Source organism: Rhizobium sophoriradicis, from assembly GCF_025200795.1.
GTDB lineage: Bacteria > Pseudomonadota > Alphaproteobacteria > Rhizobiales > Rhizobiaceae > Rhizobium > Rhizobium sophoriradicis.
This window is the reverse complement of record NZ_CP104152.1, coordinates 1691344-1717100: the sequence shown is the minus strand read 5'-3', so window position 1 is coordinate 1717100 and position 25757 is coordinate 1691344. Positions and strand designations below refer to the sequence as shown.

The 25757-nt window shown below is 61.9% G+C and carries 24 protein-coding genes and 1 pseudogene; 9 read left to right on the top strand and 16 right to left on the bottom strand.

Annotation, left to right across the window (positions count from 1 at the left end; genetic code table 11):
• The first annotated feature begins 5 nt into the window (after positions 1 to 5).
• On the top strand, positions 6 to 851 hold the full coding sequence (gene mazG / locus N2597_RS08710; protein WP_086156454.1) for a nucleoside triphosphate pyrophosphohydrolase: 846 nt from the start codon (positions 6 to 8) through the stop codon (positions 849 to 851).
• 684 nt (positions 852 to 1535) lie between these two features.
• Here the strand turns inward: mazG and hflX are convergent.
• From hflX to N2597_RS08675, 7 genes are all read right to left on the bottom strand, one after another.
• Positions 1536 to 2861 carry a GTPase HflX gene (gene hflX / locus N2597_RS08705; RefSeq protein WP_183596366.1) on the bottom strand — a complete coding sequence of 442 codons (1326 nt, stop codon included), beginning with the start codon at positions 2859 to 2861 and terminating at the stop codon, positions 1536 to 1538.
• Positions 2862 to 2938: 77 nt separating this feature from the next.
• Positions 2939 to 3181 carry an RNA chaperone Hfq gene (gene hfq, locus N2597_RS08700; RefSeq protein WP_003539403.1) on the bottom strand — a complete coding sequence of 81 codons (243 nt, stop codon included), beginning with the start codon at positions 3179 to 3181 and terminating at the stop codon, positions 2939 to 2941.
• Positions 3182 to 3292: 111 nt separating this feature from the next.
• Positions 3293 to 4156 carry a D-amino-acid transaminase gene (locus tag N2597_RS08695; protein ID WP_038688771.1) on the bottom strand — a complete coding sequence of 288 codons (864 nt, stop codon included), beginning with the start codon at positions 4154 to 4156 and terminating at the stop codon, positions 3293 to 3295.
• A gap of 122 nt (positions 4157 to 4278) precedes the next feature.
• On the bottom strand, positions 4279 to 5643 hold the full coding sequence (gene ntrX, locus N2597_RS08690; protein ID WP_038688769.1) for a nitrogen assimilation response regulator NtrX: 1365 nt from the start codon (positions 5641 to 5643) through the stop codon (positions 4279 to 4281).
• Positions 5633 to 7903: a sensor histidine kinase NtrY-like gene (locus N2597_RS08685; RefSeq protein ID WP_183596368.1), complete on the bottom strand. Its 2271-nt coding sequence runs from the start codon at positions 7901 to 7903 to the stop codon at positions 5633 to 5635. Before N2597_RS08685 ends, ntrX begins: the two co-directional genes overlap by 11 nt.
• A 218-nt stretch (positions 7904 to 8121) precedes the next feature.
• Positions 8122 to 9111, bottom strand: a complete 990-nt coding sequence (locus N2597_RS08680; RefSeq protein ID WP_183596370.1) for a potassium channel beta subunit family protein — start codon at positions 9109 to 9111, stop codon at positions 8122 to 8124.
• A 199-nt stretch (positions 9112 to 9310) separates the two neighbouring features.
• Positions 9311 to 10498, bottom strand: a complete 1188-nt coding sequence (locus N2597_RS08675; protein ID WP_183596372.1) for an MFS transporter — start codon at positions 10496 to 10498, stop codon at positions 9311 to 9313.
• A gap of 204 nt (positions 10499 to 10702) precedes the next feature.
• Between N2597_RS08675 and gcvA the strand changes: the two genes are divergently transcribed.
• The 5 genes and pseudogenes from gcvA (at position 10703) to N2597_RS08650 (ending at position 15914) form a co-directional block, all read left to right on the top strand.
• The gene (gcvA, locus tag N2597_RS08670) at positions 10703 to 11629 is read left to right on the top strand and encodes a transcriptional regulator GcvA (RefSeq protein WP_183596374.1); all 927 of its coding nucleotides are present in this window, start codon (positions 10703 to 10705) and stop codon (positions 11627 to 11629) included.
• A 225-nt stretch (positions 11630 to 11854) separates the two neighbouring features.
• A complete protein-coding gene (locus N2597_RS08665; RefSeq protein ID WP_183596376.1) occupies positions 11855 to 12985 on the top strand; it encodes a flavin monoamine oxidase family protein in 1131 nt (376 codons plus the stop codon).
• 17 nt (positions 12986 to 13002) lie between these two features.
• On the top strand, positions 13003 to 14040 hold the full coding sequence (locus N2597_RS08660; protein WP_183736544.1) for an alcohol dehydrogenase catalytic domain-containing protein: 1038 nt from the start codon (positions 13003 to 13005) through the stop codon (positions 14038 to 14040).
• A complete protein-coding gene (locus tag N2597_RS08655; RefSeq protein ID WP_183596380.1) occupies positions 14027 to 14704 on the top strand; it encodes a cupin domain-containing protein in 678 nt (225 codons plus the stop codon). The genes N2597_RS08660 and N2597_RS08655 overlap by 14 nt, the downstream gene beginning before the upstream one ends.
• Before the next feature lie 115 nt (positions 14705 to 14819).
• Positions 14820 to 15914 (top strand): annotated as a pseudogene (locus N2597_RS08650) (flavin monoamine oxidase family protein).
• 371 nt (positions 15915 to 16285) lie between these two features.
• Here N2597_RS08650 and ntrC read toward each other — a convergent pair.
• From ntrC to dusB, 3 genes are read right to left on the bottom strand one after another with little or no spacing between them, the layout of a single operon-like run.
• Positions 16286 to 17737: a nitrogen regulation protein NR(I) gene (ntrC, locus tag N2597_RS08645; protein WP_183596382.1), complete on the bottom strand. Its 1452-nt coding sequence runs from the start codon at positions 17735 to 17737 to the stop codon at positions 16286 to 16288.
• Positions 17734 to 18888, bottom strand: coding sequence for a two-component system sensor histidine kinase NtrB (locus N2597_RS08640; protein ID WP_038688730.1), 1155 nt, complete (start codon positions 18886 to 18888; stop codon positions 17734 to 17736). Before N2597_RS08640 ends, ntrC begins: the two co-directional genes overlap by 4 nt.
• Positions 18885 to 19901 carry a tRNA dihydrouridine synthase DusB gene (dusB, locus tag N2597_RS08635; RefSeq protein WP_183596384.1) on the bottom strand — a complete coding sequence of 339 codons (1017 nt, stop codon included), beginning with the start codon at positions 19899 to 19901 and terminating at the stop codon, positions 18885 to 18887. Before dusB ends, N2597_RS08640 begins: the two co-directional genes overlap by 4 nt.
• A 146-nt stretch (positions 19902 to 20047) precedes the next feature.
• Here dusB and N2597_RS08630 point away from each other — a divergent pair, with 146 nt between their 5' ends.
• Positions 20048 to 21265 (top strand): bifunctional 2-C-methyl-D-erythritol 4-phosphate cytidylyltransferase/2-C-methyl-D-erythritol 2,4-cyclodiphosphate synthase, encoded by a 1218-nt coding sequence (locus tag N2597_RS08630; protein WP_106795584.1) that lies wholly within the window; start codon positions 20048 to 20050, stop codon positions 21263 to 21265.
• Complete coding sequence (locus N2597_RS08625) at positions 21265 to 21765, top strand: CinA family protein (protein WP_077993813.1); 501 nt, start codon at positions 21265 to 21267, stop codon at positions 21763 to 21765. The genes N2597_RS08630 and N2597_RS08625 overlap by 1 nt, the downstream gene beginning before the upstream one ends.
• An 18-nt stretch (positions 21766 to 21783) precedes the next feature.
• Here N2597_RS08625 and N2597_RS08620 read toward each other — a convergent pair whose 3' ends face one another.
• The 3 genes from N2597_RS08620 to N2597_RS08610 form a co-directional block, all read right to left on the bottom strand.
• Positions 21784 to 22236 carry a type II toxin-antitoxin system RatA family toxin gene (locus tag N2597_RS08620; RefSeq protein WP_077993816.1) on the bottom strand — a complete coding sequence of 151 codons (453 nt, stop codon included), beginning with the start codon at positions 22234 to 22236 and terminating at the stop codon, positions 21784 to 21786.
• A 94-nt stretch (positions 22237 to 22330) separates the two neighbouring features.
• A complete protein-coding gene (locus N2597_RS08615) occupies positions 22331 to 22861 on the bottom strand; it encodes a cytochrome b (protein WP_183596387.1) in 531 nt (176 codons plus the stop codon).
• Entirely contained in the window at positions 22842 to 23318 is a 477-nt protein-coding gene (locus tag N2597_RS08610; RefSeq protein ID WP_106795583.1) for a MarR family winged helix-turn-helix transcriptional regulator, read from the bottom strand. Before N2597_RS08610 ends, N2597_RS08615 begins: the two co-directional genes overlap by 20 nt.
• 103 nt (positions 23319 to 23421) lie before the next feature.
• Here N2597_RS08610 and N2597_RS08605 point away from each other — a divergent pair, with 103 nt between their 5' ends.
• Positions 23422 to 23781, top strand: coding sequence for an antibiotic biosynthesis monooxygenase family protein (locus N2597_RS08605; protein WP_077993821.1), 360 nt, complete (start codon positions 23422 to 23424; stop codon positions 23779 to 23781).
• A gap of 431 nt (positions 23782 to 24212) precedes the next feature.
• Here N2597_RS08605 and lipA read toward each other — a convergent pair whose 3' ends face one another.
• From lipA to N2597_RS08590, 3 genes are read right to left on the bottom strand one after another with little or no spacing between them, the layout of a single operon-like run.
• Positions 24213 to 25184 carry a lipoyl synthase gene (gene lipA, locus N2597_RS08600; RefSeq protein ID WP_077993824.1) on the bottom strand — a complete coding sequence of 324 codons (972 nt, stop codon included), beginning with the start codon at positions 25182 to 25184 and terminating at the stop codon, positions 24213 to 24215.
• A 47-nt stretch (positions 25185 to 25231) separates the two neighbouring features.
• Entirely contained in the window at positions 25232 to 25480 is a 249-nt protein-coding gene (locus N2597_RS08595) for a GlsB/YeaQ/YmgE family stress response membrane protein (protein WP_009984605.1), read from the bottom strand.
• Positions 25481 to 25494: 14 nt separating this feature from the next.
• A complete protein-coding gene (locus N2597_RS08590; protein WP_011425215.1) occupies positions 25495 to 25749 on the bottom strand; it encodes a GlsB/YeaQ/YmgE family stress response membrane protein in 255 nt (84 codons plus the stop codon).
• Between the last annotated feature and the right edge of the window lie 8 nt (positions 25750 to 25757).

The window sequence follows — 25757 nt, the reverse complement described above, 5'->3', positions numbered from 1 at the left end:
GCACCATGGAACCTTCAAAAGACATTTCGCGGCTGATCGAGATCATGGCGGCATTGCGCCATCCCGAGACTGGTTGCCCCTGGGACATCGAGCAGAACTTTCAGACGATCAAGCCCTATACGATCGAGGAGGCCTATGAAGTTTCCGACGCAATCGAGCGCGGCGATATGGACGATCTCTGCGACGAGCTCGGCGACCTGCTGCTGCAGGTGGTCTTCCATGCCCGCATGGCCGAGGAAGCCGGCGAATTCTCCTTCGGCGACGTGGTCAACGCCATCACCACCAAGATGATCCGCCGCCACCCGCATGTCTTTGCCCGCTCGGAAGCGGATACACCCGACGCGGTGAAGATCCAGTGGGACGAGATCAAGCAAGCGGAAAAACGCGAGCGCGCCGAGCGCCGCTCACGGCGCGGGATTACCGAGGATTTCAACGGCGGCTTCCTCGGCTCGGTGCAGCGCAGCTTCCCGGCCTTGACGGAAGCGCTGAAGCTGCAGGAACGCGCCGCCAAAGTCGGCTTCGACTGGTCGGCGCCCGAGCCGATCCTCGACAAGATCGAGGAGGAGATCGGCGAATTGCGGATGGCGCTCAGAGACGGTGACCGCGCGAAGGTCAACGACGAACTTGGCGACCTGATCTTCGCGGTCGTCAATATCGGCCGGCATGTGAAGGCGGATCCGGAACAAGCGCTGCGCGGAACGAATACGAAATTCCGACGTCGGTTCAATCATATCGAGCAGGTTCTTGATGCGGAAGGCGAGACGCTGGAGGCGGCCAGTCTGGAGCGGATGGAGGAGATCTGGCAGGCGGCGAAGGCGATTGAGCGGGCTGTGACGGCTGGGGCTGAGTGAGTTGGCGTGGGGTCAGCCCCACCCTCCGTCATGCTCGGCCTTGAGCCGAGCATCCACACGACACCCACAGCAGCCGAGGCATGGATCCTCGGCTCAAGGCCGAGGATGACGGAGAGTGGGGTTGGCTTCTCGCCAAATTCAACCCCATCAATGTTTTAGCATCCAAATGCGTGCCCCGCTCCCAATCCTCGCGCGGCGGCTTCGTAGTGCCAGAGCGGCAGCGCCAGCTTGTAGCCGGGAAGGCGATTGAGAGGGCTGTGATGACTGCGGCTGAGTGAGTTGGCGTGAGGTTCAACCCCACCCTCCGTCATGCTCGGCCCTGAGCCGAGCATCCACACGACACCCACAGCAGCCGAGGCATGGATCCTCGGCTCAAGGCCGAGGATGACGGAGAGTGGGGTTGGCTTCTCGCCAAATTCAACCCCATCAATGTTTTAGCATCCAAATGCGTGCCCCGCTCCCAATCCTCGCGCGGCGGCTTCGTAGTGCCAGAGCGGCAGCGCCAGCTTGTAGCCGGGAAGGCGATTGAGAGGGCTGTGATGACTGCGGCTGAGTGAGTTGGCGTGAGGTTCAACCCCACCCTCCGTCATGCTCGGCCCTGAGCCGAGCATCCACACCGCACCCACCAGCGGGGTGGCTTCTCACCACTCAACCCCGTCAGAGGCGTAGCACCAAACGCGTACGCTACCGCTCCCAATCTTCCTTCGGAGCCTTCGGCCCGTTGCCGATGCGGCGTTCGAGTTCGGCGGCTTCGGTTTCGGAGAGGCGCAGGTCGAGCGTGATCGAGCCGTCTTCGTTGTCCTCGCGGGCATCGACGATCGCGTGGTCGTAGAGCCAGGGCAGCAGCGCCAGCTTGTCGACCGGAAGGCGGATGGTGGTTTCGGTCATCACGCCCGAGAGCCGGCGGCTGATCTCGTCCATCAGCGTGTCGACGCCCTCGCCGCTGACGGCTGAAACCGCCACCACGTTGCTAGCGCCGGCAGCCTTCTGCACCATCGCATCATGCACCTCGGGCTCCAACCGGTCGATCTTGTTCCAGACCTCGATCAGTCGCTTCTCGGCTTCGGCCTCATCGATGCCGAGATCACCGAGGATACGCATCACGTCGGAGCTCTGCGCCTGATTGTCGTCATCCGACATATCGCGGACATGCAGGATGAGATCGGCTTCGAGCACCTCCTCCAGCGTCGCCCGGAAAGCGGCGACGAGATGGGTGGGCAGGTCGGAGATGAAGCCGACGGTGTCGGACAGGATGACGGTGCGGCCGTGCGGCAGCTTCATGCGGCGCAGCGTCGGGTCGAGCGTGGCAAAGAGCATGTCTTCGGCCAGCACGCCGGCGCCGGTGATGCGGTTGAACAAGGTCGACTTGCCGGCATTGGTATAACCGACGAGCGCCACGATCGGATGCGGCACCTTGCGGCGCTTGGCGCGGTGGAGCTGGCGGGTGCGCACGACCTGCTCCAGCTCGCGCTCGAGCTTGATGATGCGGTCCTGCAGCAGCCGCCGGTCGGCTTCGATCTGAGTTTCGCCGGGGCCGCCCATGAAGCCGCCGCCGCCGCGCTGGCGTTCAAGGTGGGTCCAGCTGCGAACCAGCCGGCCCTTCTGATAATTCAGATGCGCCAGATCGACCTGCAGCGTGCCCTCTTTGGTGGAGGCGCGGCGGCCGAAGATTTCAAGGATCAGGCCGGTGCGGTCGACGACCTTGGCGTTCCATTCCTTTTCGAGATTGCGCTGCTGCACAGGGGTCAGCGGATGATCGACGATGACCAGACCGGAATCGCGCTCGTCGAGTAGCGCCTTGATCTCCTCGATCTTGCCGGTGCCGAGCAGCGTCGCCGGTCGGGGATCATTGACTGGGACGATCGAGCCGTTAACGACATCGAGGTCGATCGCCTGGGCAAGGCCCGTCGCCTCCTCCAGCCGGCTTTCCGGCGTGCGGGTCGAGGCCGATTCGGTCTGGCCGCCGCGGTTGCGGGATTTCAGAACCGGCACGACGACGGTCGCGCGCATGTCATCCCTGTGCTTGGCTGCCTCAGGGATGATCGAATCGTTCTTGGTATCGCGTGTCGAAATGACGGCTGATCCTGTTAGGACGCGGCTTCTTCACTCTCGAACATCTGCATCGGCTGACCCGGCATGATCGTCGAGATCGCATGCTTATACACCAGCTGCGAGTGGCCGTCACGGCGAAGAAGAACACAGAAATTGTCGAAAGAGGTAACAACGCCCGTGAGTTTCACGCCGTTGATCAAAAAGATTGTCAGGGAAATCTTTTGCTTGCGAACAGTATTGAGAAATAAGTCCTGCAGATTCTGAGAACGTTCCGCCATCGCGCCGCTTCTTTCTTTATTGCCGACCTGATCTGGCCGGTTGAATATTAATCAACCTCTCAATGCAAGACCGGCGGCACCCTCATTCCACCTGTCCAGCAAATCTTGGTATCAAATCGCAATCTTTTCCGCAACGTCGAAAAAGGCTTCACGGACTTTCTGCGAGACGCTGCCCGGATGACCGTTGGCAATGGCTTGGCCATCGACGGAAACCACCGGAAAACAAATACTTGTGGCTGCCGTCAAGAAAACCTCGCGGGCCGCGAGCATCTCTGAAACGGAGAAATTCCGCTCGGTGATCTCAAGCCCCAGCCGGGCTGCGACGTCGATCAAGGTGGTGCGCGTAATGCCGCGCAGAATGCCGTGTTCGGCGGGCCGCGTCACCAGAGTTCCGTCCCGGTCGACGATCCAGACATTGGTCGCCGCCCCTTCCTTCACCATGCCGTCGCCATCGACATAGATCGCCTCCTGGGCGCCGGCTTCCTTCGCCTGCTGACGCGCCATGGCGTTCGGCAGCAGGCCGACGGACTTGATGTCGACGCGGTCCCAGCGATTGTCGGCAACGGTGATCGCCTTGATGCCGTTGGCGTTCTTGGCGGCGATGATCTTCGGGTCGGTGCTCTTGGCAGTGATGACAAGCGACGGCGGCGTGCCCTCGGCGGGAAAGACATGATCGCGGCGTGCGACACCGCGCGTCACCTGCAGGTAGAAAAGCCCGTTGCGGACATGATTGCGGCGCAGGGTCTCGCGAATGACCTGCGTCAGCGCCGCCCGGCTCATCGGCCAGACGATGCGCAATTCACCGAGCGACCGGTCGAGACGGTTCAGGTGGCGGGTGAGATCGACGATATAGCCGTGACGGACCTCGCAGACTTCGTAGACGCCGTCGGCGAACTGATAGCCGCGGTCCTCGATATGGACGCTCGCATCGGAATGCTTGACGTAACGGCCGTTCACATAGGCGATTCTCGGCATGGGAAACCTGATCTTCCGGGAAGCGATAGAAGGATATGGCGCGGCGGCAATGGCCGCTCCTGCTAGATCAAAAAGTGGAGCATGATGTTGCCCGAACCGCTCACACTTTGCGGCATCATGCTTTAGACGCCGAGCGATTTCAGCTTGCGGTGCAGCGCCGAACGCTCCATGCCGACGAATTCGGCGGTGCGTGAGATGTTGCCGCCGAAGCGGTTGATCTGGGCGATCAGATAATCCTTCTCGAACATCTCTCGGGCTTCGCGCAGCGGCAGCGTCATGATGTGATAGTCATTCTTGGCCGACACCTTCGGCAGCATGTCGCCGAGATCTGTCGGCAGCATGTCGGCGGTGATCGGCGCATCCGGCCCGTCGGTGCGGGCAAGAATCATCAGCCGCTCGATATTGTTGCGCAGCTGGCGGATATTGCCCGGCCAGTCATGCGCTTGCAGCACCGCCATGGCGTCGTCTCCGATGCGGCGCGGACGAATGCCAGCCTGTTCGGAAATCTGCCGCATCAGCTGGTCGACGAGGAAGGGAATGTCCTCGCGCCGCTCGGCAAGGGCGGGTACGCGCACCGGCACGACGGCGAGGCGATGATAGAGATCCTCGCGGAACCAGCCTTCGGCGATGCGGCTCTCGAGATTATAGGCGGTCGAGGAGATGATGCGGACATCGACCTTGACGCGCTTGGAACCGCCGACCCGCTCGAACTGCTGATCGACCAGCACGCGCAGGATCTTGTTCTGCGTCTCGCGCGGCATCTCGCCGACCTCGTCGAGATAGAGGATGCCGCGATGGGCTTCCTCGAGCGCGCCGATCTTGCGCGCCTGGCCGGGCGTGCCCTCGGTTCCGAACAGCGCCACTTCCATACGATCGGGCGTGATGTTGGCGGCATTGATCGCCACGAAGGGGCCGTTGGCGCGGGCCGACTTCTTGTGGATCATCCGCGCCACCAGCTCCTTGCCGGAGCCTGAGGCGCCGAGGATCATGATGCGGCTGTTGGTCGGCGAAACCTTCTCGATCGTCTGACGCAGCTGCGAGACGGCGACCGAGGTGCCGATCAACTCCAAGGCATCGCCGGTTCGCCGCTTCAGCTCGGAAACCTCGCGCTTGAGTTTAGAATTTTCGAGCGCCCGTTCAGCGATCAGTATCAGCCGGTCGGCCTTGAACGGCTTTTCGATGAAATCGAAGGCGCCGCGTTTGATCGCCGAGACGGCGGTCTCGATGTTGCCGTGGCCCGAGATCATCACGACGGGCAGATCGGGATGGCGGGTCTTGATCTCGTCGAGCAGCGACAGGCCGTCAAGCTTGCTGCCCTGCATCCAGATATCGAGGAAGATCAGCCGCGGCACGCGGTCGGAAATCGCCGCCAGCGCGCTGTCGCTGTCATGGGCGGTGCGTGTCTCGTGTCCCTCGTCGGAGAGAATGCCGGAAACGATCTCGCGAATATCGTGCTCGTCATCGACGACGAGAATATCAGAGGCCATAAACACTTTCCTTGTCATTGGCTGCGGGGGCAGCAGGCGTCGGATCCCGGCGTGGCAGATGCACGCGGATCATGGCCCCTCTTCCCCGGTCAAAATCGGCGGGCGCATCGTGCAGCTCCAGCTGCCCGCCATGTTCCTCGATGATCTTCTTGACGATGGCAAGGCCAAGGCCGGTGCCCTTCTCGCGCATCGTCATATAGGGCTCCAGAATGCTGTGGCGGTTTTCCACCGGCAGGCCGCGGCCATTGTCGATCACGTCGACGGTGAAGCGGTCGCGGCCGGCGTCGAGGGCGGCGCGGACGAGAATCTTGCGCTCGTCGCGTTCGTCGCTCGGGACGGCTTCGATTGCTTCCACCGCATTCTTGATGAGATTTCCGAAGGCCTGGCCAAGCATGCGGCTGTCGAACAGGCCCTCCAGCGGCTGGTCCCCGAAATCCTGCTGGAAGGCGACATGCTGGTTGCCCATCTCACGCAGGAAGATCGCGTCGCGCAGAATCTCGCGCAGATCGCTCGGCTCCTTGGTCGGCTTCGGCATGCGGGCAAAGGCGGAGAATTCGTCGACCATGCGGCCGATATCGCCGACCTGACGGATGATCGTATCCGTGCACTGGTCGAAGACGGTTCGGTCGTTCTGGTCGATCTGCTTGCCATAGCGGCGCTGGATGCGTTCCGCGGACAGCTGAATCGGCGTCAGCGGGTTCTTGATCTCATGGGCGATGCGCCGTGCGACGTCGCCCCAGGCGGTCGAACGCTGGGCAATGACGAGGTCGGTGATGTCGTCGAGCGTAATCACATAGGATTCGCTCATGTCACGCACTTCCTCGCGGGTGACCTGGACGCTCAGCGTCCTGACCGTGCCGCCGCGCACCAGCGCGATCTGCTTGCGGAAATCGCCGCGATGGCGCACCGCCGCCTCGGTCAGCACCTGATCGACCTCCGGCGCAATGTCTGCCAATTGCTTGCCGAGCATTGCGTCGGCCGACAATGACATCAGCGTCTCGGCCGAACTGTTGACGATGGCGATGCGGCGGTCCTGCTCGACGCCGATGACGGCGGCGGTAACACCCGACAGCACCGCCTCGATGAAGCGCCGGCGGTCGTCGACCTCGTCCTTGGCCTCAAGGATCTCGTCGCGCTGGGTGCGGATTTCCGAGATCATCTTGTTGAAGGTGCGCGACAGATTGGCGACATCGCCATCGACGGCATGCACCGGCACGACGATGTCCATATTGCCCGAGGCGACGCTGTCGGCAGCGGTAATCAGCAACCGGATCGGCCGAACGATGCGGTCGGCAACGGCGATCGCCGTCCAGATCGCCGCCAAGAGCACGATCAGCGCAAAGCCGATGTAAAGCACGGCAAAGGCAATCTGCAGCGAGAAACGGTTGGCCTCCATCGAACGGTATTCGGTGGCGTTCTCCTCCATCATGCGCATGGCGCCCATGACCTTGGGATCGACGGCGCGCACCGTGTAGAGGAAGGTACCCTGGATGGCATCGAGCCTGATGATGGCGCCGACAAGGTTGGTGACGCCGGGCGGGATCAGCGTCGGCTGGCCCGCCGCCGCCTTTTGCAGCGCGTCCTGCGGAATGGCCGGCAACGGTTTTTCGGTGGCGATGTCGGCCTGGACCTTTACCGAGCCGTCGCTCTCGACAAGAAAGGCGCCGAGCAAGCCGCGGCCCCTCGCCTGGCGCGTCATCAACTCGGCGAACCCCGTCCTGTCGAGACTGTAAAGGGCGCGGTTGCGCTCCAGGTCGTTCGCCATGGAAACCGTCTGCCCCTGCAGGTAACTGGCATTCTCCATCATATAGGCCTGGCCGATATTGCGCGACGAGCTGACGATCGACTGGGTGCGGAGCGCAAACCAGCGGTCGAGGCCGGCATTCAGCGTGATGCTGGCGAAGATGGCGACGAGGATCGCCGGCGTGATCGCGACAATCGAGAAGAGCACGACGATGCGGATATGCAGGCGTGCGGCCGCGCGACCACGTGTGCGCGCCTTGAGCAGTCTTGCCACCTCGCGGCCGATCAGCGCCAGCAGCGTCAGCACGAAGAAGGAATTGACGATGACCGAGGTGATGACGACATGCGAGGTCGGCGCAATCGGCGTCAGGCCCAGCAGTATGAAAAGCGTGATCGTGGCGCAGAGAAGCGCACCGCCGGCGAGCGCGAGGCCGGGCACGGCAAAAAGGGCGCGGCGATCGGTCACCGTCGTCACCGCCTCGCCCGCCGCCGCCGGCGCTACCCCATCCTGCGTCATTCGGCCTCTCTTCAGGCAGCGCCCGCCGCCCTGCCCTTCGACCGAAACCAGCCAACGCCGGCTTGAGAAAGCCAGCGCCAAGACGACTCGATCGGGAGCGAAATGTCCAAAACCCTGCGTGACCTTTAAGCAACGCATTGTGGCGAAAATGCAACGCGCCTTGTCACATTGTCAAGCTCCGGTGGAGCCCCGCCTGGGACACTTTTGCGCGACACGCGTCAGAATCGACGTGCACCTTCCGGCTTATTTCCTGCAATCGCATCGATCCGCTCCATCACCTCAGGCGTCATCTTGTGCCGGTGCGAGAGGGCCGCGAGGTTGTCCTGCAGCTGGCTGGCGCGTGAGGCGCCGAGAATGACAGTGGAGACGTTGGGATTGGCGAGGCACCACAGAAGGGCGAGATGGGTGATCGACAGGCCGACCTCGTCGGCCAGTTTTGCAAGCTGGCCGACCTGTTGGAGCTGGGCGCGGCCGGCGTCGCTCGACCACTTCTCCTTCAGCCATTCATAGCCGGGCAGGTTCATGCGGCTGTCGTCCGGCACGCCGTTATTGTATTTGCCGGTCAGCACGCCCGAGGCGAGCGGCGACCAGATGGTGGTGCCGAGGCCGATAAGGTCATAGAGCGGGAGATAATCGGCCTCGACCTTCTGGCGCTCGAAGATGTTGTACTGCGGCTGCTCCATCGTCGGCGGCGTGATGCGCAGGTCCCGGGCAACGGCGTAGGCTTCCGTTAGTTGCTGCGCCGACCATTCCGATGTCCCCCAATAGAGCACCTTGCCCTGGGCGACGAGATCGTGCATCGCCCGCACCGTTTCCTCGATCGGCGTGTCGATGTCAGGGCGATGGCAGAAGTAGAGGTCGAGATAGTCGACCTGAAGCCGCTTCAACGCCGCATGGCAGGCGTCGGTCACATGCTTGCGCGACAGGCCGCGCTGCGTTGGCTTCTGGCCTCCCCAGAACACCTTGCTGGAGACGACGAAGCTGTCGCGGCTCCAACCGAGCGCCTTCAGCGCCTCGCCCATGACGAGCTCGGACTTGCCGCTTTCGTAGCCTTCGGCATTGTCGAAGAAGTTCACCCCGTTATCGTAGGCAAGCCTCATGAGGTCGACGGCGTCACCGCCGTCCACCTGCTTGCCGAAAGTCACCCATGAGCCGAAGGAGAACTCGCTCACCTTCAGGCCCGACTTTCCCAAACGACGATATTCCATCATGCAGCTCCCGCAGGTTTTGAACATGTGCCGGCCGGTGACCGGCCTCGACATTCACACAATCGATCAACGACCGACCGGCTTAATCTATGGCATGAACAACGATAGGCGAGCCTCGGCGCAACAACCTGCTTAAACCAGCCCCCGAGAAAGATGCTCGATGCGGTTTTGACGCCTCCTCGATACCTCTAACTGCCAATCACGCCGTTCGTGGCAGCCGCGCCGACTGCCATACAAGCGGAACGAGCACCAGGGCGACGGCGGGAATGACGAACCAGTTCACCGTCTCCCATCCGGAGCTGAACATCAGCGAGCCCGAGAAGAACGAAGCCATCGCCACGGTGCCGAACACGACGAAGTCGTTTGCCCCTTGGACTTTGCCGCGTTCCTCAGGCGTGTGGCAATCCGACACCATTGCCGTCGCGCCGATGAATCCAAAATTCCAGCCGATGCCGAGGAGGATCAGCGAGCCCCAGAAATGTCCGATGTCGAGGCCGGATAGCGCCACCATCGCCGAGCCGCCGATCAAAAGCAGTTCGACGGCCGTGACCTTCTCTTTGCCGAAACGCGCCATCAAACGACCGGTCATGAAGCTCGGAGCATACATGGCAAGAACATGCCAGTGAATGCCGAGCGCCGCATTGTCCATCGAATGGCCGTGACCGACCATTGCTATCGGCGCTGCCGTCATGACGAAGGTCATGAGACCATAGGAGACGACGCCCGCGGCCACCGACAGGACGTACCGGGGCGTGGTGAGGATCTCGGATAATCTACGTCCGCCACCGCCGCGGCCAGTCTTCGCTGCAGGAGGCGTGCTGCGGTAGGCCAGAAGCAGCGGGATCGCGAGGAGCGCGAGGCCCGCCTGGCTGACAAAGCTGCCGGCGAAGGCAAAGCCGGGCAAGGAATCCCGCGTCCAGATGACGAGCTGCGGCCCGATGATAGCAGCAAGCAGCCCGCCCACCATGACGCGGGAAATAGCCTTGTCCCGCTGCGATCCCGACATCTCGTCGCCGGCTGCGAACCTGTAGCTTTGAACATAGGAGCCATAAAAGCCGGCAGCCATTGTTCCCAGGCAAAAGATCAAGAACAGATTCGCGATGATCCCGAAAGCGGCAATCAAACCGCCTGATATCCCCAGGAAGGCTCCAAGGATATAGGCATTGCGGCGGCCCAGACGGCGCATGAAGTAAGCGGCTGGAAGGGTGCCGAGCGCCAGCCCGACATTGTAGAGACTGACGGGAACTGTGGCGAGCGCCGGGTTCGAGGAGAGATGCTGTCCGACCAATCCACCCAGGGAAATCACGATCGGACCATTGGCGCCGCCAAAAACCTGGCTTCCCGCCAGAATGTATGTGTTTCGGTTTTTGGCGCGTTCATCGATCAAGCTTCACCTGCAATTCGTTCTGCCAGACCGGCGCCCGCAGCGGCGACTTCCCGGACTTGTCTCGAATAGAAAAACTGACCCATAATGCAAGAAAGGGGCCGGCACCCCTCGCCCGACATCGCCATGGGAAGGCGGAGGCAATTTAGAGTTTCACCCCGTTCTGACAACATCGAAAATTCCGCTCACGACAAAGAAAACATTTCCATGAAATCGCCCGTCTATCTCAATGCTCTCCGCGCGTTCGAAGCCAGCGCCAGGCATGGCAGCTTCGTCGAAGCCGCCGCCGAGCTCAATGTGACGGCTCCTGCCGTCGGACAGCTCGTGCGCGGCCTTGAAGAATGGCTCGGCACGCCGCTCTTTTATCGAACGGCGACGGGGAAAACCCGGCTGATGCCAACGGAGGCGGCAAACCGGGCCTTGCCTGACATCCGGGAAGGATTGGATCGACTGAGCCTCGGACTTGAGCGCCTGAAGGAAGGGGCTGCCGGCCGGGTCCTCACGGTCACGGTCAGTCCCGCTTTTGCGGCAAAGTGGCTGCTTCCCAGAATCGAGCGGTTCCAAGCGAGGGTACCGGAGGTCGATATTCGCTTGGACACCAGCCTGAAGCTCGCCGACTATGCTGCCCAGGGCATCGATATCGGCGTCCGATACGGCGCCGGTGATTGGCCCGGCCTGGTTTCGGAGAAATTGATGGAGGAAGAGGTTTTTCCAGTGTGTTCTCCGACGCTGAGGGGCTCCCTTAAATTACAGCAGCCGGATGAACTTGCTGCCTGCACGCTTATTCACGACGTCTCGGTCGATCCGAGTTCCGGCTTCATGACCTGGGATTTGTGGTTCAAGACGGTCGGCTCTACGCAGACGACGCAGCCAAGGGGCTTAACCATCAACAATTCGGCAGCTGTGCTGCAAGCCGCAATCGATGGACGTGGCGTCGCTTTGGCCCGAAGTATTTTGGCGCATGACGATCTTGCGGCCGGCCGGCTGGTCAGACTGTTCCCCGATCGGTCGGCCGCTTCGCCGCTGGCCTATTACGTGACCTATCGGCCCGATTTTGCCGGACTGCCGCGTCTTGCCGCATTCCGGGACTGGCTTTTCGCGGAAGCGCTCGCCGAGCGCCGGCAGACCGAATAGTTTTTCTTTCCGATCGACGAAGAACTTCGCGTTTGCGAGTTCATGCAGCTTCGATCAATCCTGACATCAGTGGAGTGTCTCCGGCGGCGCTGTGTCGCTGGGCGCGACGCAATTGCGGTTTGCGGAGACACAAAGTTTTTCTTTCAATCAAATCCCTGGCGCTCTCCGCCGGGGTTTGGGGAAGCAGCTCATGTTGAATAACGAGACCTGCCTTCGGGGCGGCCAATGACCCTTCCGGTCATGATTGTTGGCGGCGGTATTGCGGGCCTGACGGTTGCTCATGCAATGCAGTCGGCAGACATTGAATTCGTCCTCGTCGAAGCGCGTGACCGCTTGGGAGGCCGAATTCTTTCGGCCGGGAACGACGGATTGCCGTCCGAAGACGGATTCGATCTCGGCCCATCCTGGATTTGGCCGGAGATGCAGCCAGCCCTCTCTTCTCTGGCAGATAGGCTGGGCATCCGGCTTTTTGCCCAGAATGACGAGGGCGACATCGTCCTTGAGCGGTCCGCAAGCATCGCGCCTCAGCGCTTTCCAACCTTTCAACGCGAGCCGCGCTCGATGCGCATGAAGGGCGGCACCGCCTCGCTCATCGCGGCATTGAGAGGTCGAATTGCCGCCGAACATGTGCGGCTCGGCACGAGAGTGACGGGTCTCACTCGTCTGGACGGCTCGGTGTCGGTAACGCTGGAAGGCCCGGATGGAGCCGCCGAGACGATGGAGGCTGCGATCGTGGTGCTCGCAATGCCGCCCCGCCTGATCGACCGCTCCATTACGTTCGAGCCGCCCATCGATCCTGCCTTGACTCGACGGTGGCGTTCGACGCCGACCTGGATGGCTCCCCACGCCAAGTTTTTCGCAATCTACAATGAAGCGTTTTGGCGAAGTGACGGGCTCTCCGGTGCGGCGCAGAGTATGATCGGCCCGCTCGGGGAAATACATGACGCGACGACATCGTCCGGCAAGGCAGCGCTGTTCGGCTTCGTCGGCCTAACTGCCGCGCAGCGTCGAACGATCGGACCCGAACCGATCATCCAAGCGTCTGTTGAACAGCTCGTCCGACTGTTCGGAGATAAAGCCCGGACACCGGTGGCGACCTTGTACAAAGACTGGGCCGCCGACGCGTTGACGGCGACCGAGGACGACCTGATCGCCGCCGGTCATCCCCTCCCCGACGCTCGGCCGTGGGTGTCGGGAGACTGGTCGCCGGTGCTGATGCTGGCCGGTTCCGAAACCAGCGTGACCAACCCGGGCTACCTGGAAGGCGCGGCGGAAGCGGCTCTACGGGTCGCGGCAGACATTGAACGGATATGGCAAGGCCTTCCCAAGCGCTCGGCCTCGGCATTCACCTTGTGACATTCCAGGAGGTTCATATGAAACGGACATATCGCGCGATGCAGGTGACGAGCCCAGGCACGCTTGAGTTGGTGGAGAGAGCAATTCCGACGCCGGGCGACGGCGAAGTGCTGATTGCGGTCGATGCCTGTGGAATCTGCGGTGCGGACGCTAAAGACATTGAGAGGCCGGACACCAATGGCCGTTTGCCTCGAGTGCCGGGTCACGAGGTGGTCGGCAGGATTGCTGCCATAGGACGGGGGACACCCGCACGATGGAAAATCGGCCAAAGAGTTGGAGTCGGTCGCCTTGGCGGTCACTGCAACGAATGCGACGCGTGCCGCGGTGGCCAATTTCAGCTGTGCACGAACCAGCCGATCGTCGGCGCGACCTGTGACGGCGGCTATGCCGAGATGATGATCGCCCGCAATACCGGGCTTGTCGCGATACCCGACGAACTCACGGCCGAGGAGGCCGCGCCGATCCTGTGCGCGGGGCTCGCCATCTTCAACGCACTGAAGAAATGTGGCGCGGAAGCCGGCGACGTCGTGGCCATTGTCGGCATAGGCGGTCTTGGCCACATGGCGCTGCAATATGCCCGCAAGATGGGTTTCAAGGTGACTGCCATCGGACGGGGCGACGACATTGCTGACGACGCCAGATCGCTCGGCGCCCATGATTATATCGATACGGCGAGGGAAAACGCAGTAGAGTATCTGCAGCGCCTTGGCGGTGCGAAGGCCGTTATTTCCACCATCGGAGACCTGCAGATGGTTTCGGCACTCATGCCGGGGATCGCGGCGCAAAGCCGGCTTGTCGTCCTTGGGATCGGAAAGGACCCTTTGACGGTGTCGTCAGGACCGCTGGTCGGCGGTGAGCGCAGCGTGTTGGGTTCGATCACCGGAACGCCTTTCGAGAACGAAAAAACCTTGGACTTTTCCGTCCTCGTTGGCGTGCGTCCCCAGTTCGAGACCATGCAGTTCGAACAGGCCGCGAGCGCTTTCGAAAAGATGAAGTCCGGTGGCGTCAAGTTTCGAGTGGTGCTGACCATGGAGAAAAACAATGCGTCTGAATGATGATTTCACTAAGCCGACCGTTGTGCACGCCGCGAAACTCGACTGGGTTGCCAGTCCGGCCCGCGGGGTCGATCGTCGGATGCTTTATCGTGTCGGCCAGGAAGTGGCTCGGGCGACCTCGATTGTCCGCTATGCCGCAGGCAGCGTATTTCCGTCTCATACCCACACGGGCGGTGAGGAAATATTGGTGCTCGATGGGATATTCGAGGACGAACACGGTCGTTTCCCGGCCGGATCATACTTCCGAAATCCGCCGGGTACGTCGCATGCGCCTGCATCCGCTGACGGCTGCACCATCTTCGTCAAGCTCTGGCAGTTTCGCGAGGGCGACGAGGCGCAAATCGTGCGCAAACCCGGTGAAGGAGAGCCTGGACTTCAAAACGATGCCGTCACCGCAACGATCCTGTTCGATGACGGTCATGAGCAGGTCTGTCTGCAAAGGTGGGGTAGCAGCGCCTCGATCAAACTTTCGAATCATCGCGGATTGGAGCTGCTGGTTCTCGAAGGCGAGCTGTCTATCGGGACGGAGCGACTTCGATCCCAGAGCTGGATGCGGCTGCCCGAAGGCGAAAACCTGATGGCGAGCGCCGGTCCAGAGGGTGCATCTGCCTGGATCAAAGACGCACCATTGCAGCACGCCGATGTTTTGAAGCTCCCATCGTAGCAGATCACCTTGCTCGGCGTCTTTGACTGGACGCCGGCATGCGTGGTCCTGTAAATAAAACCTGCGCTGAAATTCGCCCGCATCCGCATTCTGCCGGCGGGCCAGAGGTGTTTTGATGAAAAGATGCCAAGTTGCCGTCGTCGGCGGAGGGCTCGCCGGGCTCTGCGCCGCACGGGCCCTCAATTCGAAGGGCATCGACTTCCTGTTGCTTGAAGCGAGGGATCGGCTGGGCGGCCGCATCCTGACATCAGACGAACATGGAATTTCTTCGGACGACGGGTTCGATCTCGGCCCTTCCTGGTTCTGGCCGCTGATGCAGCCTGACATGGCCGACCTCGTCCTGGAACTGGGGCTCCCTTCGTTCTCGCAAAACAATGATGGCGATGTAATATTCGAGCGAATGTCGCGGGAAGGACCGCAGAGGTATCGCCCGGTCGAACAGCAGTGAAAATCGCTTCGACTGACCGGCGGTTCGGCGGCGCTGGTGCGAGCATTGCACCGAGGGATCCCGGCCGACAGGATTCAACTCAACAGCTATGTTTCGGCCATGGCGCTTACCGGTGACGGTGTCGAGATTACCTCGAACGCTGCCGGCGGCATGGCCGCAGTGATCCACGCGCAGCAGGTCATCTGCGCCCTGCCGCCTCGACTGCTCGAAGCAAACGTGACTTTCACGCCGCAGCAGGACCAATCCAGCTTGGCTCGCTGGCGCGATACGCCGACCTGGATGGCGCCGCACGCCAAGTTTTTCGCAATCTATGATCGGCCCTTCTGGCGGGACGGCGGATTGTCGGGCACCGCCCAGAGCATGGTCGGGCCGATGGTCGAGATGCATGACGCGACGCTGGCGAATGGAAAGGCAGCCCTCTTCGTCTTCATCGGCACCGGCGCGGATCAGCGAGCGGCACGCGGCGAAGAGCTGTTGAACAAGGCCTGCCTTGCTCAGTTCGGGCGAATTTTCGGCGCTGGCGCATTGGAGCCGCGCAGCACTATTTTGAAAGACTGGGCAGCCGATCCATTGACTGCCACAAGCCGTGACCGCGTCGCGGCGGGACACCTATCGGCCGAGGATACGAATTGGGTGTCGGGACGGTGGAGCCGGCGGCTGGCCATGGCCGGCCGCGAGACGAGCGCGATTGAACCCGGCTTTCTTGCCGGGGCCGTAGCCGCTGCGAAACAGGTTGTTTCGGCGGTTGTCTCGTCACTCTGACCGCGAAGAGCTACTTCCTCAATGACCTAAGCCCGACGGAAGCAACGGCGATGACGCTCCTTGGAACGAACTAGCAACATCCGGGCGAAATCGGGCCGCCGTCGCCCGCTGACCGGTCCATGCCATCCACCTGTTATCCACAGCTTATCCACAGGCGTGGTGGCGGCGACCGCAGCAACTTCAATGACATTTGCGCGGCGGCAAACAATAGCTCGCAAATACTATGTGACTATCAAATGACACTGCGTTTTTGTTTTCCGGCGCAGATACAAACCGTGACGGGGCTGGGATAGATTTAATTTTGTTCCCGAGCGTGGCGGCGGATACTGGGAGGAGGAGGCGGTGGGCAAACGAGGAGCCCACCGCCTTTTTCAGGTCGTGCGGGAGCTTCTGTAAACCGAAACGCCGAGTTCCCTGATCTTCTTGCGCAATGTGTTGCGGTTGAGGCCGAGGAGATCGGCCGCCTTGATCTGGTTGCCGCGCGTTGCCGTGAGCGCAGCAAGGATCAACGGGTATTCCATCTCGGTCAGCACCCGGTCATAGAGGCCGGGCGGCGGCAGGTTTTCGCCGAAGCTGGAGAAGTAGGTGCGCATGTTCTCCTCGACCGCTTGCGCGATCGTCATCGAGCCGTTGCGGATCGGCCCCTTGTCGATCGGGCTATCGGGAACGTCGGAGCGCAGCTCGGCATCGATGATCTCGCGGGTAATGACATCCTGCGGATAGAGCGCCATCAGGCGGCGGATGAGGTTTTCCAGTTCGCGCACATTGCCCGGCCAGGCATAGGCCTTCATCAGTTCCAGCGCCTCCTGATCGAAGCGTTTGGAGCCGAGGCCCTCCTTTTCGGCCTGCTGGATGAAATGGCGCACGAGATCGGGAATATCCTCGGCGCGGTCGCGCAACGGCGGCAGGCGCAGCGGCACGACGTTGAGGCGGTAATAGAGGTCCTCGCGGAAGAGGCCCTGGTTGATTGCCTGCTTCAGATCCTTGTTGGTGGCGGCGACGATGCGCACGTCGGTGCGGATCGGCGTGCGGCCGCCGACGGTGGTGTATTCGCCCTGCTGCAACACGCGCAGCAGCCGGGTTTGGGCGTCCATCGGCATGTCGCCGATCTCGTCGAGGAAGAGCGTGCCGCCTTCGGCCTGCTCGAAACGGCCGGTCGAGCGGGTCTGCGCGCCGGTGAAGGCGCCCTTCTCATGGCCGAAGAGCTCGGATTCGATCAGGTCGCGCGGGATCGCCGCCATGTTGATCGCGACGAAGGGGCCGTTGCGGCGCTTGCCGTAATCATGCAGCGCGCGGGCGACAAGCTCCTTGCCAGTGCCGGATTCGCCGGTGATCATCAGCGTCAGATCCGTCTGCATAAGACGGGCGAGCACGCGGTAGATTTCCTGCATCGCCGCCGACCGGCCGACGAGCGGCATGCCGTCCTGCATATCCTCTTCGAGCTTGGCGGGCTTGCGCTTCGGCTCGGCGAGCGCGCGGCCGATGATGCCGATCAGCTCGGTCAGGTCGAAGGGCTTCGGCAGATAATCGTAGGCGCCCTTCTCCGAAGCCTTGATGGCGGTCATGAAGGTGTTCTGCGCGCTCATGACGAGAACCGGCAGATCGGGACGCGCCTTCTTGATGCGCGGCAGCAGGTCGAAGGCGTTTTCGTCAGGCATCACCACGTCGGTGACGACAAGATCACCCTCGCCCGCCGAAATCCAGCGCCAGAGGGTAGCGGCGTTGGAAGTGATGCGAACGTCATAGCCGGCGCGGCTCAAAGCCTGATTGAGCACGGTGCGGATCGCCGCATCATCATCTGCAACGAGGATCGTGGCTGTCATCGAGAAGGTCCTGTCGAGCTTGCGGAAGAGGCATCCTCGAGCGAAACGTCTTTCGACGCCGGCATGAGAACGCGGAAAGTCGTGCGGCTGTTCTGGCTGTCGCATTCGATGATGCCGCCGTGATCACCGATGATTTTGGCGACCAGCGCCAGGCCGAGTCCGCTGCCGTTCGTCTTGGTGGTGATGAAGGGATCGAAGAGATGCGGCAGCAGATCGGCGGGAACGCCGGGGCCATTGTCGTGAACGCAGAATTCCAAGGGCAGCGAGATCTTTTCACGGGTGCCGGCGACGGAAAGACGGATGCCCGGGCGATAGGCGGTCGTCAGCATGATCTCGCCGTCGGGCCGGTCACCGACCGCTTCGGCGGCGTTCTTCACCAGATTGAGGAAGACCTGGACGAGCTGGTCGCGATTGGCATAGACGGCCGGCAGCGACGGGTCGTAGCTTTCGGTGACGCGGATGTTGCGAGCAAAACCGGCCTTGGCGACGGCCTTCACATGATCGAGAACGGAATGGATATTGACCGGCATGCGGTCAACAGGACGTTCGTCGGAAAAGACTTCCATGCGGTCGACCAGCGAGACGATGCGGTCGGTCTCGTCGCAGATCAGCCGGGTCAGCGCCCGGTCGTCGTCAACCGCGGACTGTTCGAGCAGCTGGGCGGCGCCACGGATGCCGGAGAGCGGGTTCTTGATCTCATGCGCCAGCATCGAGGCGAGACCGGTCACCGAGCGGGCGGCGGCGCGATGCGTCAGCTGCCGGTCGATCTTGTCGGCCATCGATCGTTCCTGAAACACGATGACGACGGCGCCGGGCTCGCTGAGCACCGGGGCGACGTAGAGATCGACGAGCTTGTCCTGGCCGAGGCGGGGCGAACTCAGGTCGACGCGATATTCGTTGACCGGCGCCTTGCGCTCCCGCACCTGATCGATCAGGGCGAGCAGCGGGCTGCCGAAGGGAATGAAGGTGGAGATGCGGTAACGCGCCAGATGCGGGGCGCTGGCGCCGAAGAAGGCTTCCGCCTCCCAATTGGCGAAGGCGACGAAGCCGGATTCGTCGACCATGACGACCGGGTTCTGGATGGCGTTCAGCACGGCCATGGCGACGGTTCCGCCGGTCTGATCGGGCGGAGATATCGTATCCTTCGTCATGCCGCCTCCCGGCTATCGACAAGAGCTGTATCAAGCGCATCGTAAAGGCGCGCGGCCACCTCGCCCGGATCGCGCGAGGTCATGATCGCAGCCTTCTCGCCGCCGGCCAGCGCGGGGGCAAAACGCTCGAGATACCAGCCGAGATGCTTGCGGGCATGGCGGATCGCCACCGCCTCGCCGTAGAAATCGAGCATCATCCGGTAATGTTCGACGGCGATATCGGCAATGTCTTCGCGTCGCGGCTCCGCCGCACCGGCAAGCACGCCGGCATGCCACGGCCTGCCCTGGCAGCCCCTGCCGATCATCATGGCATCGGCGCCGGAACGGCGCAGGATTTCCTGCGCATCCGCGGCGGTTTCGACATCGCCATTGGCGATCAGCGGGATGGAGATGACGTCACGGACGGCATGGATCGCATCCCAATCGGCGCGGCCTTCGTAGAATTGCATGCGGGTCCGCCCATGAATGGTGACGAGCTGAATACCGGCGCCTTCGGCGCGGCGCGCAATGTCGGGCGCGTTGATGGAATTCTCGTCCCAGCCAAGGCGCATTTTGAGCGTCACCGGAATGTCGACGGCCTTGACCGTCGCCTCGATCAGGCCGAGCGCGTGATCGGGGTCGCGCATCAGCGCCGAGCCGGAATAACCGCCGATCACCTTCTTTGCCGGGCAGCCCATATTGACGTCGATGATATCGGCGCCGTGATCGGCGGCGATCTTCGCCGCCTCCGCCATCCAGTGCGCCTCCCGGCCGGCAAGCTGCACCATGTGCGGTCGGAAGCCCGCCGCCTTGAGCCGCGACCAGGATTCGGCCGTATCGTTGACCAGTTCGCGGCTCGCCACCATTTCGGTGACTACAAGGCCGGCGCCAAAGCGCCACGCCAGCTCGCGGAACGGCACGTCCGTGACGCCGGACATTGGCGCCAGCACAACGCGGTTCCGCACGGATACGGATCCGATTCGGAGAGGCGCTGCGAGGTCCTTGCAAATCAAATGATTATCTTTCAGGCACACCGTGTAACTGCATTATTTTTAGCCATAGATCCATGGCTTTGCCAAGGGGGCTTGGATCGGAATCGATATTTTTCGGGCAGATGCTGGAAAAGGCCCAAGCAAGAGGTTAGAGCACTCCGGTCAATTCCGCATATTTTAGGGGATTTATGCTGCAAATGCCGTCCAAGCAACCGATATCGGCCGGAATTGTCATCGTTGCCGCCGGCCGCGGCGAGCGGGCCGGATCCTCCAAGGACGGTCCCAAGCAATATCGCCTGATCGGCGGCAAGCCGGTTATCGCCCATACGCTTGAAAACTTCATGACATGGGAGCTGGCGACCGAGATCGTCGTCGTCATTCATCCCGATGACGAGGCGCTGTTTGCCAAGGCGTTTCGCCATATCATTTCGGCAACGCCGATCGAAATCGTGCATGGCGGCCCCACCCGGCAGCAATCGGTGCTGGCCGGCCTTCGATACCTCAAGGACAAGCATGTCAGCCATGTGCTGATTCACGATGCGGTGCGGCCCTTTTTCGACCACGCGCTTCTCGACCGCATTGCCGAAAGCCTTGGCAACGGCGCGGCGGCAGTGCTGCCGGCCATGCCGGTAACCGATACTCTGAAACGCGCCGACGGCGCCGGCACGGTGCTGACGACGGTTTCACGCGAGCAGCTTTATTCGGCGCAGACGCCGCAATCCTTCGCTTTCGAAACCATTCTCGACGCGCATGAAAAGGCGGCGGCGAGCGGGCGCAGCGATTTCACCGACGATGCCTCGATCGCCGAATGGCTGGGCATTCCGGTGACGATCGTCGAGGGCACGGGAGATAACGTCAAGCTGACTGTTAAAAGCGATATTGTCATGGCCGACGACAAGCTGTCGGCGTCGCTGCTTCCTGATGTGCGCACCGGCAACGGCTACGATGTGCACCAGCTCGAAGCAGGCGACGGCGTCACGCTCTGCGGCGTGTTCATTCCGCACGACCAGAAGCTGAAAGGCCATTCGGATGCCGACGTGGCGCTGCATGCGCTGACCGACGCGCTGCTTGCCACCTGCGGCGCCGGCGACATCGGCGATCATTTCCCGCCATCCGACCCGCAGTGGAAGGGAGCGGCTTCGCGGATCTTCATCGAGCATGCCGCGCGAATCGTGCGCGAACGCGGCGGCACGATCATGAATGCCGATGTCTCGCTGATCGCCGAGGCGCCGAAGGTCGGCCCGCATCGCGAGGCCATGCGGGCGAACCTGTCGGAATATCTCGGCATCGATCTCGAGCGCTGCTCGGTCAAGGCGACGACCAACGAGACGATCGGCTTCGTGGGCAGGCGCGAAGGCATCGCGGCGATCGCCACGGCGACCGTCGTCTATCGCGGGAGGAAATGATGAGCCCTTTCCCTCCAGATATCCTTACGGCGGCAGAGGCGATCATCCGTGACTTCACCGCGGCAGGGCTGATGGTGTCAACCGCCGAATCCTGCACCGGCGGGCTGATATCAGGCGCGCTGACGGAGATATCCGGCTCATCCGCCGTCGTCGACCGCGGCTTCGTCACCTATACGAATAGCGCCAAGACCGAGCTGCTCGGGGTGCAGGCGGAAACATTGCTGCGTTTCGGCGCAGTCTCCGAGGAGACCGCCCGGCAAATGGCGCACGGCGCCCTCTTCCGCTCGCGCGCCGATATCGCCGTCGCCGTCACCGGCATTGCCGGCCCCGGCGGCGGATCAGCCGAGAAGCCGGTCGGCCTCGTGCATCTCGCTGCCAAATCGCGCGCCGGCGTCCTTATCCATCGGAAAATGCTCTATGGCGACATCGGCCGCAGTGAGGTTCGGCTGGCAACGGTCAGGACGGCGCTGGAGATGGTGCGTTTGCTGCTCACGCATTGATGTGCCTGCAACCGGCCGTCAGACCGGAGCGTAGATCTTACTCGCGCGCGTTTCGAAGGCTTCGGTGAACATGCGGAAGGCGCGGTCGAACATCGAGCCCATCAAAGCGCCAAGGATGCGGCTTTTGAATTCGTAATCGATGAAGAAATTGATGGTGCAGCCGCCAGCCGGTGTCTCGATGAAATGCCAGCGATTGTCGAGATATTTGAACGGACCGTCGATATATTTGACTTCGATGACACGCTCGGCCCGGTTCAACAGCACCTGGGTCGTGAAGGTCTCGCGGATCGCCTTGTAGCCGACGGTCATATCGGCCACGAGCAGGATCCTGCCGTCACGCTCCTTGCGGCTTCTGACCGACAGCGCCTCGCAAAGCGGCAGGAACTCGGGATAACGTTCGACATCGGCAACGAGATCGAACATCTGGTCGGGCGTATGCGGTACGGAACGGTGCGTTTCGAAGTGCGGCATAGGCGGCACTTAAGCGGCTGCGCCAAGAAGATCAAGAAGCTGGCGCATACGACGGCGGGATTTTAGCTGAGAACGGGGCGAAGGCGGCGCGGTCTCAGCGCCTATACCACATACGCTGGAGCAACCTGTCGCTGCGGACGAACTGATGGAACAGTGCCGCTCCAATATGTGCGGAAAGCAGTGCCAGCAGGAGATTTGCCCCAAGCCCATGCGGCAGGCGCGGCGGATAGAGATAGAAGTTCGGCAATTCCGTGCCAGCACCGAATATGGCTTGCGCCGCGCCGCTCAGCGCGATGATGCCGACGCCGCTCGCAATCATGCCGAGGATGACCACGTAGAAGGCAAGATGGACGGCGCGGGCCAGCCACTCTTGCCACGAGGGCGCGCCCTGAACAGGCAGCGGCTTCCTGTCGAAAAGCCACCACCACACGATGCGGCACACGGTCAGCAGAAGAACCATGATCGCCGCTGGGATATGAACACGAAGGAGCGCCACCTTTGCGACCGGTTCGACGATATTGCCTGCTCGAAAGCCGGAGACGAGGGCAACGAGCAAGAATATGGCGGTCAGCCAATGCATGGAGACGGCGATGGCGCCGTAGCGATCAGTCGTGCTTTTCAGCATCAATTTCTCCTTCGAGACTGTGCCGCAGCCTCGTCATGACGCGATGTGCGGTTTGGATTTCGGCAAGTGAAAGCCCTGCGGCCATGGCGTTGACGCGCGGGTTGTAGGCTGCGATCGCAGCATCGTAGGTTTGTCGTCCTTTGTCGGTCAGCACGACGAGCTGCGCCCGCCGGTGATGCGGATTGGGTTCAAAGGCGACCAGCCCCTCTCCGTGCAGATCATTGACGATGCGCTGCACGTTCTGGCGGTTGGCACCAAGGTCCCGGGCCAGCCATGCCACCGGCTGCGGCCGATCCGCATAGACGATGGCCCCGAGGATTTGCCAGCGTGCGCTGGTCAGCCCATAGGCCGCCACAAGTCTGTCTCCCCAGGTCAAGGTCAAGTTATTCACCCGAAACATTGAAAGGATCAGTTCCGTCAAGGCGTCGCCTGTCGTGGTTCTCGTCGCTTCATCCATTTGTCACCATATATTGTTATTGACATCATCATGTCAAGTTATGTATGCACCACACCAAATTGACATCATTACACCAATACGAAAGGGATCTGAAGTCATGCACATGCAACCACTTGATGAGAATTTTCCGATCCACCGCCAGCTCGATGTCGATGCAGCCCCGGTCGTGCTGATCAACCTCTTCACGCTCGATCCCGCTGATGAGCCGCGTTTTCTCGAAGTCTGGAGCCGTGATGCCGAGTTTATGAAGCGGCAGCCCGGCTTCATCTCGACGCAGCTTCATCGAGCACTCGGCGAGAGCATGACCTACCTGAATTATGCGATGTGGGAATCGAACGAGGCATTCCGAGCCGCCTTCACTCATCCCGACTTTCGCGCCCAGGTCGCTGCATACCCGGCATCCGCCGTCGCTCGGCCGCACCTGTTTCAGAAGGTCGCCGTAGCCGGCATCTGCACAGCTTGAGCATCATTAGAAGGAGGATCTGCTGCGCATTAATCGGTAGCAGATGCTCCGGACAAGCCCACAGCCGTCCGGTTAAAAAATTTGGACTGGACGGAAGACACTGATTGTCTTTGATTCTGGCGTTTTTCGCTGTTCGGGACACGAACGGCAGCTCACTACCTAGGCGACATCCCCCGGCCTGGGAGATCGGCGAAGGCTGCCCCTCATCCGCCTGCCGCCACCGACCGGGGTCGAGCCGCGGGTCGCGACCTCTCCGCCTCTCTCCAGTCACTCGCAGGGCTCTCCCCGTCAGAACGGGGAGAGGGTTAGGGTGAGGGGCAATCGTGAGTGTGAACCGAACAACCGTCGGACAAGCCCGAGCATGACGCAGGAGAGGTTAGCAAGCATTGTCGTCCGCAGACCGACCAGGGCGAAAGATTGCGCGCCGAACCTTACTCAGCCGCCATCAACAGCTTCTTTTCCCGAGCCGCTCTCAGCCGGGCGAAGTCGTCGCCGGCATGGTGGGAGGAGCGGGTCAGCGGGCTTGAGGCGACCATCAGGAAGCCCTTGCTGTAGGCGACCGTCTCATAGGACTTGAACTCTTCGGGGGTGACGAAGCTTTCGACCTTGTGGTGCTTGCGGGTCGGCTGCAGGTATTGGCCGATCGTCAGGAAATCGACATCGGCAGTGCGCAGGTCGTCCATCAGCTGCAGCACTTCGTTGCGCTCCTCGCCGAGGCCGACCATGATGCCAGACTTGGTGAACATGGTGGGATCGAGTTCCTTCACCCGCTGCAGCAGCCGGATGGAGTGGAAGTAGCGGGCGCCGGGGCGAACCGTCAGATAGTTGCCGGCGACCGTTTCCATATTGTGGTTGAAGACGTCGGGTTTGGCGGCGACAACACGCTCCAGCGCGCCCGGTTTCTTCAGGAAGTCCGGCGTCAGGATTTCGATCGTCGTCATTGGCGAGGCGGCGCGGATCGCCCAGATCACCTTTTCGAAATGTTCGGCGCCGCCGTCCTCGAGGTCGTCGCGGTCGACCGAGGTGATGACGACGTGGGACAGGCCCATCTCCTTGACCGCCTTGGCGACATTTTCCGGTTCGGCCATGTCGAGCGCATTCGGCTTGCCGGTGGCGACATTGCAGAAGGCGCAGGCGCGGGTACAGATCTCGCCCATGATCATGAAGGTGGCGTGCTTCTTGTCCCAGCACTCGCCGATATTCGGGCAGCCGGCCTCCTCGCAGACGGTGACGAGCTTGTGCTCCTTCACGATCGCCCGCGTCTCGGCATAACCTTTGGAGGTCGGCGCCTTGACGCGGATCCAGTCCGGCTTGCGCATGACTTCCGTATCCGGCCGATGCGCCTTTTCGGGATGGCGCACGCGCTTGGCGTCGGGATTGATCGTGTCGAGAATGGTCACCATTGCAGTTTCAGCTTTCCGTCGCCCTTTAAGCGGCATCATCTCTTGATCTAGCGCCGCACCAGCCGCGCAAGGAATATCAGCAGGCAGGCGCCAAGGAAACCCGTCACGAAATAACCGAGCCGGCCGCCGGCGAGCTGGACATGGAATTGGGCGAGGATGGCGGTGGCGACGACCGAGCCGGCGATGCCGAGCACGATGTTCAGGAAAATCCCGTACCGCGCCTCCATCAGCTTGCCGGCGAGCCAGCCTGCAAGCCCGCCGATGATGATTGCCGAGATCCAGCCCACGCCTTCCATACCCGCCCTTACCCCTAAGCGACCGCTCTGGCGACCAGAACCACTATGATGGCACCGACGGTGGCGTGGATGATCTGTACGACCAGCGCGTTCTCAATGCCCAGCGAAATGCCGAGCGCGCTGAACAGATAGCCGCCGACGAAGGCGCCGATGATGCCGCTCAGCAGGCACCTGATCAAGCCGCCGCCACCGACGACGAGACTTGCAAGGAAGCCCGCCACCAGGCCGATCAGCAAAAACACCAGCAACGCCTGCGTCTCCATAGACATGAGGATCT